The sequence below is a fragment of the Streptomyces sp. NPDC033221 genome, from assembly GCF_055577005.1.
In genome coordinates this window covers 73405-89044 of sequence record NZ_JBVIQN010000008.1, presented here as the reverse complement: position 1 = coordinate 89044, position 15640 = coordinate 73405, and the positions used below count along the sequence as shown (strand labels likewise).

At 70.9% G+C, this 15640-nt stretch carries 11 protein-coding genes and 1 tRNA gene; 7 read left to right on the top strand and 5 right to left on the bottom strand.

The genetic code is table 11. The annotated features are described in order from the left end of the window. Positions 1-27: 27 nt before the first annotated feature. Together ACZ53K_RS12800 and ACZ53K_RS12795 are read right to left on the bottom strand one after the other, a co-directional pair. Positions 28-1842 (bottom strand): sensor histidine kinase, encoded by a 1815-nt coding sequence (locus ACZ53K_RS12800; RefSeq protein WP_468834714.1) that lies wholly within the window; start codon positions 1840-1842, stop codon positions 28-30. Between the two features lie 201 nt (positions 1843-2043). Next, positions 2044-3273: an MFS transporter gene (locus ACZ53K_RS12795; protein WP_468834711.1), complete on the bottom strand. Its 1230-nt coding sequence runs from the start codon at positions 3271-3273 to the stop codon at positions 2044-2046. A gap of 117 nt (positions 3274-3390) precedes the next feature. Here ACZ53K_RS12795 and ACZ53K_RS12790 point away from each other — a divergent pair, with 117 nt between their 5' ends. Then, on the top strand, positions 3391-4290 hold the full coding sequence (locus ACZ53K_RS12790) for a LysR family transcriptional regulator (protein ID WP_468834709.1): 900 nt from the start codon (positions 3391-3393) through the stop codon (positions 4288-4290). 126 nt (positions 4291-4416) lie between these two features. On the opposite strand, the gene ACZ53K_RS12785 is transcribed toward ACZ53K_RS12790, so the two are convergent. Then, a tRNA-Leu gene (locus ACZ53K_RS12785) sits at positions 4417-4500 on the bottom strand. Between the two features lie 687 nt (positions 4501-5187). Between ACZ53K_RS12785 and ACZ53K_RS12780 the strand changes: the two genes are divergently transcribed. The 6 genes from ACZ53K_RS12780 (at position 5188) to pknB (ending at position 13239) form a co-directional block, all read left to right on the top strand. Beyond that, on the top strand, positions 5188-6021 hold the full coding sequence (locus ACZ53K_RS12780; protein WP_468834706.1) for an FhaA domain-containing protein: 834 nt from the start codon (positions 5188-5190) through the stop codon (positions 6019-6021). A gap of 10 nt (positions 6022-6031) precedes the next feature. Further along, positions 6032-6559, top strand: coding sequence for an FHA domain-containing protein FhaB/FipA (locus tag ACZ53K_RS12775; protein ID WP_468834705.1), 528 nt, complete (start codon positions 6032-6034; stop codon positions 6557-6559). A gap of 128 nt (positions 6560-6687) precedes the next feature. Then, the gene (locus tag ACZ53K_RS12770) at positions 6688-8187 is read left to right on the top strand and encodes a Stp1/IreP family PP2C-type Ser/Thr phosphatase (protein WP_468834704.1); all 1500 of its coding nucleotides are present in this window, start codon (positions 6688-6690) and stop codon (positions 8185-8187) included. Positions 8188-8210: 23 nt separating this feature from the next. Next, the gene (locus ACZ53K_RS12765) at positions 8211-9608 is read left to right on the top strand and encodes an FtsW/RodA/SpoVE family cell cycle protein (protein WP_468834702.1); all 1398 of its coding nucleotides are present in this window, start codon (positions 8211-8213) and stop codon (positions 9606-9608) included. Continuing rightward, positions 9605-11074, top strand: coding sequence for a peptidoglycan D,D-transpeptidase FtsI family protein (locus tag ACZ53K_RS12760; RefSeq protein ID WP_468834699.1), 1470 nt, complete (start codon positions 9605-9607; stop codon positions 11072-11074). The genes ACZ53K_RS12765 and ACZ53K_RS12760 overlap by 4 nt, the downstream gene beginning before the upstream one ends. 146 nt (positions 11075-11220) lie before the next feature. Next, on the top strand, positions 11221-13239 hold the full coding sequence (gene pknB / locus ACZ53K_RS12755; RefSeq protein WP_468834696.1) for a Stk1 family PASTA domain-containing Ser/Thr kinase: 2019 nt from the start codon (positions 11221-11223) through the stop codon (positions 13237-13239). An 80-nt stretch (positions 13240-13319) separates the two neighbouring features. Here pknB and ACZ53K_RS12750 read toward each other — a convergent pair whose 3' ends face one another. Beyond that, the gene (locus ACZ53K_RS12750) at positions 13320-14066 is read right to left on the bottom strand and encodes a class E sortase (protein ID WP_468834693.1); all 747 of its coding nucleotides are present in this window, start codon (positions 14064-14066) and stop codon (positions 13320-13322) included. 25 nt (positions 14067-14091) lie between these two features. Beyond that, complete coding sequence (locus ACZ53K_RS12745; protein WP_468835238.1) at positions 14092-15471, bottom strand: class E sortase; 1380 nt, start codon at positions 15469-15471, stop codon at positions 14092-14094. Between the last annotated feature and the right edge of the window lie 169 nt (positions 15472-15640).

Below are 15640 nucleotides of genomic sequence, written 5' to 3'. Positions count from 1 at the left end.
TTCACGCGCCGGTCCGTCCGGCCGCCCTCAGACCTTCCCCAGGAAGGTCCGCTTCTCCACCAGCTTCCCGTCCCTGAAACAGAACCGGAACGCCCGCTCCTCGTCCCAGTTCTCGGACGACTCCGTGGACGCGAACGTCTCGCAGCGCGCGCCCTCCGGCTTCGCGGGCCCCTGGTCGTTCAGCCCGCTGTACAGGAACGACCCGTCCGGCAGCCGCTCGCGCACCTCAGCCTCCGGCAGGCCGGTCGTCAACTGCTCATAGGTGCCCGGCGACACCGAACCCTCCTCCATCTCCTTGAACAGCCGCACCGTCCCCCAGGCGGTCAGCACCCCCAGAACCACGAGCACACCCGCCGCCAGGCCACACCCGATGGCGAATCCGCTGCGCCTCGCCTCCCCGCGGAACATCGCCGTGTCCGGCGCCGCATACACCCGGGACCAGTCGATGACCGGCCGGCCGTCCTTGCCGGGGCGCACCACGGGGCCTCCGGAACCGTGGTCCACCAGCCCGGCCCCGGAGCCGGCCGCCCGGGCCGGTTCCGTCACGGGCGCCGGCAGTACCGGCTCCGCGGCGGTCGCCGCCACCGTCACCGGCCCGTACGGCAGCACCCCGGCGAGCCGGAAACCACCGCCCGGTACCGGGCCGCTGTGCACCATGCCGCCGACCAGCCGGGCCCGCTCCCGCAACCCCGTCAGCCCCTGTCCGCCGCTGACCTCGGGACCACCGGCCGCACCCGGCGGCACCGGTCCGTTGACGACCTCGACCAGCAGCGAGTCCGGTTCGTAGCGCAGCGCCACCGACACCGGCGCTCCCGATGCGTGCTTGTGGGCGTTGGTCAGCCCCTCCTGCACGATGCGGTACGCGGCCCGGTCGACGGCCGGCGCCAGCGCGCGCGGCTCCCCCGACCGGGCGACGGTTATTCGCGCTCCCGCCCCGCGCGACGCCTCGGCCAGCCCGTCCACCTGAGCCACCCCGCGCTGTCCCGCGTCCGGAGCCGTGCCCGCGCCGATCGCCGGATGCCCCGCGGCCGCGTCCTCGTGGTCGTCCCGCAGCAGGCCCACCACCTCACGCAGTTCGCGCATCGCCGCCACCGAGGCTCCGCGCAGCACACCGACCGCCTCCCGCTGCCGCCCGCTCAGCTCGGAGTCCACCTCCAGCGCACCCGTGTGCACGGCGATCAGCGTGAGCTGGTGGCCCAGACTGTCGTGCATGTCCTGCGCGATGCGCTGCCGCTCGCGCAGCCGCGACTGGCGGGCGATCATCGCGTTCTCCCGCAGCAGCTGCGTGCGTTGCGCGTGGAGGGTGTCCACCAGGGTGCGGTGCTGGGACCAGTAGCGGCTCGCGATGCCGGGCATGGCCACTATCGCCAGGAAGGACACCGCCAGGATCATCAGCTTTTCCGGGGACACCAGAGGGAAGTCCTCGACCACGGGCATCGCCATGCTCAGCACGAGCGCCACCGCGAACACCACCAAGGCCCGCGCACTGCCCGCGATCCGGCGCCCGGCCGACCAGCCCGCCACGATCAGCAGCGCCGCCACCCCCGCGCACAGCCAGCTCAGCGGCGCCGCGACGATCAGGACCGTGCCGGGCAGGGCCCGGCGCAGCGGCGAGAGCACCATCACCGTCACCGTCACCAGCCACGTACGGGCGTCGCCGCTCTCGCTGAGCTTCTCCATGCCGAGCGCGATCAGCCCCAGCAGCAGCGCCAGCAACGCTTCACCGACGACGCGGTACGGCGGCCACTGCTCCGGACGGGCCAGGCGCCGCCACACCCGCCCGGCCACGGCCCGGACCGCCGTCGCCCGAGTCGCCACCTGTGCATTCCCCGTGTTGTTCACGTACTGAGCGTAAGAAAAGCCCACCGGCCGGCACAGTCACCGTTCGTCGTTGCCTGCCACGACGAAAGTCGCTGATCCCCACACGCCAGGCCGCTCGCCGCCCCGCAGCCGAGCCACACGCCGGGCCACACGCCGCGCCCCGCCCGGCAGCTCCGGCCACCCCCCTCATCTCTCATCTCTCAGCCCCTTCCCCCTCACCCCTTAGCCCCCGCAGATCCCCCAAGCCCCCCTAGTTCCCCCAGGCCCCCGCCCCACCCCCACCGCCACCAACGCCCCCACAGCCAGCGCACCCCCGAGCCACAGCACCCCGGTGAGCCCCCAGCCGTCCACCACCCGGCCCCCGCCGAACGCGCCCAGCGCTATCGCCGCGTTGAACACCCCCACGAACAGCGCGGAAGCCGCCTCACGCGCCTCCGGGGCCACCGCCATCAGCCACGTCTGCGTACTGACCGACACCCCTCCGTAAGCCAGTCCCCACACCGCCAGCAACGCCGCCGCCCCCGGCACGCCCACCCCCAGGACGGGCACCAGCAGTACCGCCCCCGCCAGCACCGCGCTGATCACCACCAACGTGCCGCGCGGCGACCGCCCCGCCCCCGCGCCGCCCACGAAGTTCCCCGCCACCCCCGCGACCCCGTACACCAGCAGCAGCGTGCTGATCACCCCGGCACCGACCCCGGACACCTCCTCCAGTACCGGCCGCACATACGTGTACGCGGCGAAATGCCCGCCCACCAGCAGCGCCACCACCACCAGCCCGGTACGCACCCGCGCGTCGCGGAACAGCCGCAGTACCCCGTCCAGCCGTACGGCCCCCTCCGCCGGCAGCGGCGGCAGCAGTACGGCCAACGCCACGGCGATCAGCGCCGACAGCACGCCCACCACCACGAACGCCGCCCGCCACCCGCCGAGTTGCCCGGTCAGGGTGCCCGCCGGCACGCCGAGCACCGACGCGGCAGCCACCCCGCTGAAGATCAATGACGTGGCCGCCGCCACCGACCGCGCCGCCACCAGCCGCACCGCCAGACCGGCCGCCAACGCCCACACGCCGCCCATGGCCAGCCCGACCAGCACCCGCGCCGCCAGCAGCACCCCGAACCCGGGTGCCCACGCGGCCAGCAGGTTCGCCGCCGCGAGCGTCGCCATCAGGCCGCACAGCACGGTCCGCCGGTCCGCCCGCCCCACCGCCAGCGTGAGCACCGGCGCCCCCAGCGCCGCGACCACGCCGGCCACCGTGAGCGTCAGGCCCGCCGCGCCGTCCGTGACCCCCAACGCGCCCCCGATGGGCGTCAGCAGCCCCACCGGCAGCATCTCCGACGTCACCACCGTGAACGTGGCCGCCGCCAGCGCTCCCACCGCGGCCCAGCCCCCGCCCCTGTCCGGCCGCAGCTCGGAGCCGGTGCCGCCCGTCGTTTCCCCGATCGTCGTCATGGCCCCCAGCCAATGCGCCGCCGCCCGCGGGAACAACGGCGAACACCTCACGCTTCCATGAGCGTGGCTCATCCATCCCGGAGTACCCGGAGTACCCCTCCCACCCAGCGCAACACCGTGCCCGCCACCTCCGGCGGCCTGGAGATCCGCGAACTGGAGTGTTTCCTCGTCCTCGCCGAGGAACTGCACTTCGGGCGCACCGGCGCGCGCCTGTACGTCTCCCAGAGCCGCGTCAGCCAGCTCGTCAGCGCCCTGGAACGCCGCGTCGGCGCCCGCCTCGTCGAACGCACCAGCCGCCGGGTGCGCCTCACGCCCCTCGGTACGGACTTCCTGACCGCTCTGCGGCCCGCCTACGACGCCCTGCGCGGCACGGTCGACGCCGCCGTGGCTGCCGCCCGCGGCATCGAGGGCCGGCTGCGCATCGGCTTCCAAGGCACCGCCGCAGACCACGTCATGGAGGCCATCGACACCTTTCACACCCGCCATCCGGGCTGCGTCACCGAGGTCGTCGAGATACCTCTCCAGGACCCGTTCGGCCCGGTGTACCGCGGCGAGGTCGACGCCGCCGTCGTCCTGCTGCCCGTCGAAGAGCCCGGCCTCGTACTGGGACCGGTCTTCTCCAAGCAGCAGCAGACGCTCGCCGTCTCCGTACGCCACCCCCTCGCCTCCCGGGCGGCCATCGGCGCGGAGGACCTCGCCGACGGGCCCCTCATCGCGGTCGAAGGCCCCGCACCCGAGTACTGGCGCTACGCCCAGGCCCCCACCAGCACCCCCGGCGGCCGCCCCATCCCGCCCGGCCCCGGTGTCCGCACCCTCCAGGAGGGCCTGGCCCTGGCCGCCGCCGGCCGCGGCGCGATGCTGCTCTGCCGCCCCACGGCGGAGTACCACGGCCGCCGCGACCTCGTTTTCGTACCGGTGACCGGCCTGCCGGACTCCGCGCTGGGACTCGTCTGGCACCGGGACCGCGAGACCGCGCGCACCCGCGCCTTCAGCCAGGCCGTCACCGATGTGACGTAGCCCTCACCGCTTCTTTCGGACGACGGACCGGGCCCCCAGGGCCCGCCCGAAGAAGCCGTGGCGAAGGACCCGCGGGAACAACGCAAGACCCCCGGTCCGGGAATCCCGGACCGGGGGTCTCATCTGTGCGCGAGGGGGGAGTTGAACCCCCACGCCCTTTCGGGCACTGGAACCTGAATCCAGCGCGTCTGCCTATTCCGCCACCCGCGCATTGGGTGTGTCATCCGATTCTCTCACGTGATCCGGGCTGTTCCGTCCGGGTCTTGTGCGAGCGCCTTCCGACATCCAGAACATTAGCACGCTGCCAGGGGTGTAATCACATCCGTTCTCCGGAGCCCGCCCGTGACCACCTTCGGGGGCCTTCCGGGCCTCCACCACGACCGATGCCCGGCCCTCACCCCACCGCTCCACCCGGCGGACCTCCCCCGGGAATCCCCCGACCGGATCACACCGGCGCCCCCGACCGGAACGCACCGGCACCCCTGACCGGATCTCGCCGCACCCGGACGGCCCCGCCCGCGTCAGCCTCCGCCGCGCCGCCCCACCCGGTCGGCGAACCCGGCGGTTGCGGGACACTGTGAGTGGGGCACATCTACGATCGCAGTGCCATCGCAACGCCGGCGCGGTCCCATCGCGAAGCCATCGCGGTGCCAGGGCCCGCCCCGGTCGCCGGTGACACAGCAGGTTTCGCCACGGCGGCACCGCGGCCCCATCGCGGTTACACCGGAGTGACGCACCAGCAAGCAGCAGTGAGCAACCTTGTGAGGGGCGACACTCGTCCTCACGACGGGAAAGGGGAACCAGCCGATTTCCCGGCGCGTGGATACGATCAGTAAGCAGTATCAGGACGACCCTGTCGAAGACCGACCTGACGAAGACTGAGGAAGGAGGTGCCCCGTGGGAGTACTGAAGCGCTTCGAGCAGCGTCTCGAAGGTCTCGTCAACGGCACCTTCGCCAAGGTGTTCAAGTCCGAGGTGCAGCCCGTTGAGATCGCCGGCGCGCTCCAGCGCGAGTGCGACAACAACGCCACCATCTGGAACCGCGACCGCACGGTCGTCCCCAACGACTTCATCGTCGAACTGAGCACCCCCGACTACGAGCGGCTCAGCCCGTACAGCGGCCAGCTCGGAGACGAGCTCTCCGGCATGGTCCGCGACTACGCCAAGCAGCAGCGCTACACCTTCATGGGCCCCATCAAGGTGCACCTGGAGAAGGCCGACGACCTCGACACCGGCCTGTACCGCGTCCGCAGCCGCACCCTCGCCTCCAGCACGTCACAGGAGACCCCGGGTGCCGCCGCCGCGGCCCAGCGTCCCACCGCGCCCAGGAGCAGCCCGTCCGGCCCCGGCGGTCATGTGGGCCCGCCCCCCATGCCCACCTCGCCGCCCGGAGCCGCCCAGCCGGCCCCCCGGCCGGCCCCGCCCGGCGCCGGGCCGCAGCCGTTCGCGCAGACGCGGCGCTGGATCGAGATCAACGGCAACCGCCACCAGATCTCCCGGTCCACGCTCGTCCTCGGCCGCAGCACCGACGCCGACGTACGCATCGACGACCCGGGAGTCTCCCGGCGGCACTGCGAGATCCGCGTCGGGACGCCGCCGACGATCCAGGACCTGGGTTCTACCAACGGCATCGTGGTAGACGGGCAGCACACCACCCGCGCTACGCTCCGCGACGGCTCGCGGATCGTCGTGGGCAGTACCACCATCGTTTACCGGCAAGCCGAAGGGTGAAGCGGGGGCAATGTCAGAGCTGACCCTCACGGTCATGCGGTTGGGTTTCCTCGCCGTACTGTGGCTGTTCGTCATCGTGGCCGTTCAGGTCATCCGCAGCGATCTGTTCGGCACGCGTGTCACGCAGCGCGGCGCCGCCCGGCGCGGCGGCCAGGAGGCGCGTTCGCAGCAGCGCCAGCAGGCCGCTCCGCCGCCGCAGCGCCGCCAGGACAGCGGTCGCGGCAACAACCGTCAGCGCCGCGGCGCCCCCACGAAGCTGGTGGTCTCCGAGGGCACGTTGACGGGTACGACCGTCGCCCTCCAGGGCCAGACCATCTCCCTGGGACGCGCGCACGACTCCACGATCGTGCTGGACGACGATTACGCCTCCAGCCGGCATGCCAGGATCTACCCGGACCGTGACGGCCAGTGGATCGTCGAGGATCTCGGGTCCACCAACGGCACGTATCTCGACCGGACCCGACTGACGACCCCGACACCGATTCCGCTGGGAGCCCCGATCCGCATCGGCAAGACCGTCATCGAGCTGCGGAAGTAGTGCTACGTCATGAATGAGCGCGAGCGGCGCGAGCACGCCGCGGCGGTCCACTCGACGGACCCGAGCGTGCTCCCGACCGGAGGGTGGGCACCGTGCGGATGTACCCCGAGCCGACGGGCGAGGTGCGTATGAGTCTGTCACTGCGCTTCGCCGCCGGATCGCACAAGGGCATGATCCGGGAGGGCAACGAGGACTCCGGCTACGCCGGCCCGCGCCTGCTCGCCATCGCCGACGGCATGGGCGGCCAGGCCGCGGGCGAGGTCGCCTCCTCCGAGGTGATCTCCACCCTCGTCCAGCTCGACGACGACGTCCCCGGCTCCGACATCCTCACCTCCCTCGGTACGGCCGTCCAGCGCGCCAACGACCAGCTGCGCGTCATGGTCGAGGAGGACCCGCAGCTGGAGGGCATGGGCACCACCCTGACCGCCCTGCTGTGGACCGGGCAGCGGCTCGGCCTCGTCCACGTCGGCGACTCCCGCGCGTACCTGCTGCGCGACGGCGTCCTGACGCAGATCACGCAGGACCACACCTGGGTGCAGCGGCTCGTCGACGAGGGCCGGATCACCGAGGAGGAAGCCACCACCCACCCGCAGCGCTCCCTGCTGATGCGCGCGCTGGGCAGCGGCGACCACGTCGAGCCCGACCTGTCCATCCGCGAGGTACGGGCCGGCGACCGCTACCTGATCTGCTCGGACGGCCTGTCCGGCGTGGTCAGCCACCAGACCATGGAGGACACCCTCGCCAGCTACCAGGGCCCGCACGAGACCGTGCAGGAACTGATCCAGCTGGCGCTGCGCGGCGGCGGCCCGGACAACATCACCTGCATCGTCGCCGACGTACTGGACGTCGACGCCGGTGACACCCTCGCGGGCCACCTCAACGACACCCCCGTCGTCGTCGGCGCGGTCGCCGAGAACCAGAACCAGCTCAGCGACCCCAGCACGATGCAGACGCCGGCCGCCCGCGCCGCCGAACTGGGCCGCCACCGGGACGCGCCGCAGGCCGCGCCGGGCGGCGCCTTCGGCCCGCCGGGCAGCGGCGACAACGACCTCGCGGGCCCGCCGCAGGGCTCGTTCGGCGCGTTCACGGACGAGGAGTTCCTCAAGCCGGAGCGCGGCCGGGGCCGGTGGATCAAACGGTCGCTGATCATCGTGCTGGCGCTGGCCGTCGTCGGCGGCGGCCTGTACGCGGGCTACCGCTGGACGCAGACGCAGTACTTCGTCGGCGCCAAGGACGACCACGTCGCGCTGTACCAGGGCATCAGCCAGGACCTCGCCTGGATCAAGCTCAACAACGTCGACGAGGACCACCCGGAGATCGAACTCAAGTACCTTCCCGTCTACCAGCGCAACCAGGTCAAGGAGACCATCGCCGTCGACAGCCGCAACCAGGCGATCGACAAGGTCTCCGAGCTGGGCAAGCAGGCCAACGCCTGTCAGTCGAAGGAACAGCGGGAAGCGGCGGAGCGCAAGGCGGCGGAGGACCGTAAGAAGGCCGAGGAAGAGGCCCGCAAGAACAAGGGCAAGCCCGGGAAGCCGGCGGCCCCGACGCCCACACCCACCACCAGCCAGACGCCCCCCTCAGAGGAGCAGCAGAAGCTGGAAAAAAATTGCAGCACCCAGCAGTGAGGGCGTAGGGGGCCGTAGAACTGATGAGCAGTACCACCACCACGACCACCGTGGGCACGATCGGTGCCCCGAGCCGCCGCAACACCGAGCTGGCCATGCTCGTCTTCGCGGTCCTCATCCCGGTGTTCGCGTACATCAACGTCGGCCTGGCCAAGGAGGGCGGGGTCCCCGCCGGTGTACTCGGCTACGCCCTCGGCCTCTTCCTGCTGGCCGGCGTCACCCACCTCGTCGTACGCAAGTGGGCCCCGTACGCCGACCCGCTGATGCTGCCCATCGCGACCCTCCTCAACGGGCTCGGTCTGGTCTTCATCTGGCGCCTGGACCAGGAACCGCAGATCACCACCAAGCAGCTCGGCGGCGCCATGGCCCCCGGGCAGCTGATGTGGTCGACGCTCGGCGTCGCCCTGTTCCTCGGCGTGCTGATCTTCCTCAAGGACCACCGGGTCCTGCAGCGCTACACCTACATCTCGATGGTCGTCGCGCTGATCCTGCTGATCGCGCCGGTGTTCTTCCCGGCGAAGTTCGGCGCCCGCATCTGGATCACCATCCCCGGTGTCGGTTCGCTGCAGCCGGGTGAGTTCGCCAAGATCGTCATCGCGATCTTCTTCGCGGGCTATCTCATGGTCAAACGGGACGCGCTGGCGCTGGCCAGCCGCCGTTTCATGGGCCTGTACCTGCCGCGCGGCCGCGACCTCGGCCCGATCCTGGTCATCTGGGCGCTGAGCCTGATGATCCTGGTCTTCGAGACCGACCTCGGTACGTCCCTGCTCTTCTTCGGCCTGTTCGTCGTCATGCTGTACGTCGCCACCGAACGGACCAGCTGGATCGTCTTCGGCCTGCTGCTCAGCGGCGCCGGCGCGGTCGCGGTGGCCACCTTCGAGTCGCACGTCCAGACCCGTGTGCACAACTGGCTCAACCCCCTGGAGCTGCTCGACGGCGGCGTCACCGAGACCGCCCAGGCCATGTACTCCTTCGGCTCCGGCGGCATCCTCGGCTCCGGCCTCGGCCAGGGCTACTCCCGCCTCATCGGCGGCATCGCGCCCAAGAGCGACTACATCCTCGCCACCGTCGGAGAGGAGGCCGGCCTGGCCGGCCTGATGGCGATCCTGCTGCTGTACGGCCTGCTCATCGAGCGCGGCATCCGCACGGCGCTGGCCGCCCGCGACCCGTTCGGCAAGCTCCTCGCCGTCGGCCTGTCCGGTGCCTTCGCCCTCCAGGTCTTCGTCGTCGCCGGCGGTGTGACCGGCCTGATCCCGCTGACCGGTATGACGATGCCGTTCCTCGCACAGGGCGGCTCCTCCGTCATCGCGAACTGGGCCCTGGTCGCGCTGCTGCTGCGCATCAGCGACACCGCGCGCCGCCCCGCCCCCGCCCCGGCCCCCTCCACCGACGCCGAGATGACCCAGGTGGTCCGCCCGTGAACAAGCCTCTGCGCCGCGTGGCCATCTTCTGCGGCCTGCTGGTGCTCTCGCTGCTCATCCGCGTCAACTGGGTGCAGTTCGTCCAGGCCGACGAGCTGAAGAACGACACGCACAACCGGCGGGTGGCCATCGAGCGCTACAGCCAGCCGCGCGGCAACATCATCGTCGACGGCAAGGCCATCACCGGCTCGGCCACCAACGAGAGCGGCGACTTCAAGTACAAGCGGACGTACAAGGACGGCCCGATGTGGGCGCCGGTCACCGGCTACGCGTCCCAGGCGTTCGGCTCCAACCAGCTGGAGAAGCTCAACGACAGCATCCTGTCCGGCACCGACGACAAGCTCTTCTTCAGCCGCACGGTCGACATGTTCACCGGCGAGAAGCAAAAGGGCGGCAACGTCGTCACCACCCTGAACGCCAAGGCGCAGAAGGCCGCCTTCGAGGGCCTGGGCAAGAACAAGGGCGCGGTCGCCGCGATCAACCCGGAGACCGGCGCGATCCTGGCGCTGGCCAGCACCCCGTCGTACGACCCCTCCACCTTCGCCGGCATGTCCGACAAGGATGCCAAGGCGTACAACTCGCTGCTGAAGAAGGCCAACCCCGACGAGCCGATGCTCAACCGGGCGCTGCGCCAGACCTACCCCCCGGGCTCGACGTTCAAGGTCGTCACGGCCTCCGCCGCGCTGGAGCACGGCCTCTACACCGACATCAACGCCAAGACCGACTCGCCGCTGCCCTGGTACCTGCCGGACACCGCACACCAGCCGCTGAAGAACGAGGGGAACATCCCCTGCGAGAACGCCAGCCTCAAGGAAGCGCTGCGCTGGTCCTGCAACACCGTCTTCGGCAAGATCAGCGCCGACCTCGGCAACAAGACGATGAAGGCCGAGGCGGAGAAGTTCGGCTTCAACAACGACGAGGTCGACACCCCGGTCCGGGCCGCCGAGAGCGTCTACCCCACCGACAACCGGCCGCAGAACGCGATGGCCGGCATCGGCCAGGCCTCCAACCGCGCCACGCCGCTGCAGATGGCCATGGTCACCGCGGCCATCGCCAACGGCGGCAAGCTGATGAAACCGTACATGGTCGACCAGCTGGTGGCCCCCAATCTCAACGTCGTACAGCAGCACACGCCGGAGACGATGAGCCAGCCGCTGAAGCCGGAGAACGCCCAGAAGGTCCAGGAGATGATGGAGGGCGTCGTCAAGAACGGCACCGGCACCAACGCCCAGATCGACGGCGTCACCGTCGGCGGCAAGACCGGTACCGCGCAGCACGGCGAGGACAACAAGGACAACCCGTACGCCTGGTTCATCTCCTACGCCAAGACCGCCAAGGGCACGCCGGTGGCCGTCGCCGTCGTGATCGAGAGCTCGGACACCCTCCGCGACGACATCGCGGGCGGCAAGCTCTCCGCCCCCATCGCCAAGAAGGTCATGGAGGCAGTACTCGACGGCAGGAAGTGACCCCGGTCACGCCCATACCGGTCGGATATCAGGTGCCGGTCGCGGCCGGGCCCCGCATGGCGTGCCGGGTACGGTATGCCCGAACAGCACACCGCCGGACCACACACGGGTGCGGTCGGGACTGACGGAGAGGGCTGGAGAAGCTTATGGAAGAGCCGCGTCGCCTCGGCGGCCGGTACGAGCTGGGCTCGGTGCTCGGCCGCGGCGGCATGGCCGAGGTCTACCTCGCGCATGACACCCGCCTCGGCCGCACCGTCGCTGTGAAGACGCTGCGCGTGGACCTCGCCCGCGACCCGTCCTTCCAGGCCCGGTTCCGCCGTGAGGCCCAGTCGGCCGCCTCGCTGAACCACCCGTCGATCGTCGCGGTGTACGACACCGGCGAGGACTACGTCGACGGGGTCTCCATCCCGTACATCGTCATGGAGTACGTCGACGGCTCCACCCTGCGCGAGCTGCTGCACTCCGGCCGCAAGCTGCTGCCCGAGCGGTCGCTGGAGATGACCATCGGTGTGCTCCAGGCGCTGGAGTACTCGCACCGGGCCGGCATCGTCCACCGCGACATCAAGCCGGCCAACGTCATGCTGACCCGCACCGGCCAGGTGAAGGTCATGGACTTCGGCATCGCCCGCGCGATGGGCGACGCCGGTATGACGATGACGCAGACCGCGGCGGTCATCGGCACGGCGCAGTACCTCTCGCCCGAGCAGGCCAAGGGCGAGCAGGTCGACGCCCGCTCCGACCTGTACTCCACCGGCTGCCTGCTCTACGAACTGCTGACCGTACGGCCGCCGTTCGTCGGCGACTCGCCCGTCGCGGTGGCCTACCAGCACGTACGGGAAGAGCCGCAGCCGCCGAGCAACTTCGACCCCGAGATCACGCCCGAGATGGACGCCATCGTCCTCAAGGCGCTGGTCAAGGACCCGGACTACCGCTACCAGTCGGCGGACGAGATGCGCGCCGACATCGAGGCGGCCCTCGACGGGCAGCCGGTCGCGGCGACCGCCGCCCTCGGCGCGGTCGGCTACGACCAGGACCAGCCGACGACGATGCTGCGTCCGCAGGACCCGGCGGGCCAGACGTCGATGCTGCCGCCGATGAATCCGGACGACGGCGGGTACGGCTACGACGAGCGGCCCGACCGGCGCCGTGGCGGTGGCGGCGGCCAGAAGAAGAAGCACACCTCGACGATCCTGCTCGTCGTCGCGGGCATCCTGGTGCTCGCCGGTGCGATCTTCATCGGCAAGGCGATGTTCAGCAACACCAACACCAGCAGCGAGGTGAAGGTCCCGGAGCTGACCGGGAAGACCCTCGACCAGGCCAAGGCCGCGGGCGACAACGGCGGCTTCAAGGTCACCAAGGGCGGCAGCACGGCCTGCGAGAACGTCGAGAAGAACCAGATCACCAAGCAGTCGCCGGCCGCCGGCGAGACGGTCTCCAAGGACGAGACGGTGACGGTGACGCTGTGCACCGGGCCGGAGAAGGTCACCATCCCCGACGTCACGGGCCTGACCTTCGACAAGGCGAAGAGCGACCTGGAGAAAAAGGGCTTCCAGGACGTCCAGAAGACCGAGCGGGTCTCCGACCGCACCGAGGGCACGGTCATCGACCAGGACCCCAAGGCGCAGGGCGAGGCCACCAAGAAGACCAAGATCACCCTGGTCGTCGCCAAGAAGTCGCCGACGGCGACGGTGCCGCCGGTGGTCGGGCAGGACTTCAACACCGCCTCCAAGCAGCTGACCGACCTCGGCTTCCAGGTCGGCAAGTCCGAGCAGGAGACGTCCGACCCGAACCAGGTCGGCAAGGTCGTCAAGCAGTCCCCGGACGGCAACACGCAGGCCCGCAACGGCTCGACGATCACCCTGACCGTCGGCAAGGCGGCCGAGCAGAAGCCGGTGCCCACCGTCGTCGGCCAGTCCGTCAAGGACGCCAAGAAGGCCCTGCAGGACGCCGGCTTCACGAACATCCAGTTCGCGGGCGGCAGCTCACAGGACGACAAGGCCCGCGTGGTCACCCAGGACCCGCAGCCGAACACCCCGTCCGCGCCCGGCTCCACGACGGTGACGCTCACCACCATCGGAGGTTCCCCCAGCGGGGACGACGGCGGTGACGACGGGAGCGTCTTCGGCGACCCGAGCAGCTGGTGGGGACGGCACCACAGGCGCTGACGGGCGTCTGCCGCCGCACGGGAAAGCCCCGGCACCCTTCGATGGGGCCGGGGCTTTCCCGTTGGCGCGGGGAACCGGCTCTAGCGAAGTTCCTTCGGCGGGGTGCGCTTGGCGTCGACCTTCTCGGTGCGCTCCAGCTCGCCCCAGACGATGTAGCGGTACGTGGAGGTGTAGACCGGCGTACAGGTCGTCAGCGTGATGTAGCGGCCCGCCTTGCGCTTGCCGGACTCCTTGGGGACGTCGTCCAGGACGTCCACGTTGTACTTCGAGGTCTCGTCCAGGGACGCGTAGACCTTGTAGACGTACCAGGTGTCCTTGGTCTCGAAGACGATCGGATCGCCGTCCTTGAGCTTGTCGATGTTGTGGAACTTGGCGCCGTGCCCGTCGCGGTGCGCGGCCAGCGAGAAGTTGCCCTTCGCGTCCTGCGGGAGGGCCGACTTGACCGGCTCGGTGTAGTAACCGGCGACACCCTCGTTGAGAACGTCCGGGTCGATGCCCTTCTTGACGAGCACCTCGCCGTTCTTCATCGCCGGGACGTGCAGGAAGCCGATGCCGTCCTTGGTGTCGAGCGCGCCGGGGCCCTTCGGGGTCTGCGCCCAGTTCTTGCGGACCGTGTCGCCCTGCTTGTGCGCCGCACGGTCGGCGAGGACGTTCGTCCACCACAGCGAGTAGACGACGAAGAGGGCCAGGATCAGCCCCGCCGTGATCAGCAGCTCGCCGATGACGCTGACGACGGCGGCGATCCGCCCGCGCAGGCGGCGCGGCGGCGTGGACACCGGCTGCTCCGCCGCCGGGCCGGTGTCCTCGTCGTGTCCGGTGGCAGTCACCGCGTGGTACCCCTCTTACGTTCGCTCAGCTGACGAGCGCATCCGGCTTGCCCTTGCTCCGCGGCCGCTCCTCGACCATCTTGCCCCAGACGATCATCCGGTAGGTACTGGTGAATTCCGGGGTGCAGGTCGTCAGCGTCAGGTAGCGGCCGGGGCCGGTGAAGCCGGAGCCCTTGGGCACCGGGCCGATCACACCGATGTTCCGCGGCGAGGTCTGCGGGAGGATGCTCTCCATCGTGTACGTGTAGTACGTGCTGCGCGTCTCGACGACGATCTTGTCGCCCTTGGCCAGCTTGTTGATGTAGCGGAACGGCTCACCGTGGGTGTTGCGGTGTCCGGCCACCGCGAAGTTGCCCTCCTTGTCCCAGGGCATCGCGGTCTTCACGCTGTTCTTGTCGTAGTGGCCGACCATGCCGCGGTCCAGCACCGCGGGCTTGCTGATGCCCTCGGCAATCGGGACCTTCACGTCCAGCTTGGGGATATACATGATCGCGAAGCCCTGGCCGGGCGAGAAGGCGTCGGGCTTGCGGTCCTCGCCGCCCTCGTCCCACTCGTGCTCCAGGTTGCTGGCGGTGCCGCCCGCCTGCTGGTGCGCCAGGACGTTCGTCCACCACAGCTGGTAGGTGACGAAGAGCAGCATCAGCACGCCGAGGGTGATGAACACCTCGCCGACGGCGCGGCTCGCGATGATGCCCGGGCTCTCCTTGCGCGCCCGCTCGGCCCGGCGGGCCTCCAGCCGCGTCATGGGCGCGGAAGGCGTCTCAGCGGCCGAAGACGAGGCGTTCGCGGCGTCCGAGGGGGAACCGCGCCGCCCGCGCCTGTTACCGCGCTTGGCGGCCTCCTGGGCGGCTTTACGGCGCGCGGCGCGGCCGCCGGTCGCCGGTGGTGTCGCGGCTGACGTGTCGGGAGCCGAGGACGCGGGCTCTGTTTCACGTGAAACAACGTCCGGCCCGCTGCGTTCGCCGTCCGGCTCCGCGGCCTGACGGAGCGCCATGGTCTCGGCGTCGAACGCGGGCTCCGAGTCGGCAGCGCCGACCGGGCCCGGTACGTACGGCGGGTTCAGGGCTTGGTTGAGGAACGGGTCCGGCATGGGCCCGGGGGCCGGGGCCGGGGCCGGGTTCGGGGTGGGGGCCGGGTCCGTGGCCGGGCCCGGGTTCGGGGTCGGCACGTACGGGGCTGCCGGGGCTTGGGTCTGCGGCCGGGTCTGGGCCGGACCGGATATCGGGCCGTTCGCCGGTCGTTGCGGAGCCTGGTTCCGGCCCGGGCTCTGCTGCTGCGCGGGAGTCGCCGCCGGGGCATGGTGCGGCCGGAACCACGGCGAACCGCTCTTCCCCGCGGCGGGTTGCGCGGGCTGCGCCGTCTGCGGATGCGCGTTCCGCCCAGGGCCGGGGTCGGTGCCGGGCACGGCATCAGGTCCGGGGCCAGGCTCGGCCCCAGAGCCGGTACCGGGCCCAGAGCCAGGACCGGGTACGGATCCCGGCCGCGACTCCCGCTCCGGCGGGCGGCCCGGGAGCGGGTCCGTCAGCGGATCGTCCAGCTGCCCCACGGCTGCCTCGAACGCCGCACGGTCGTAC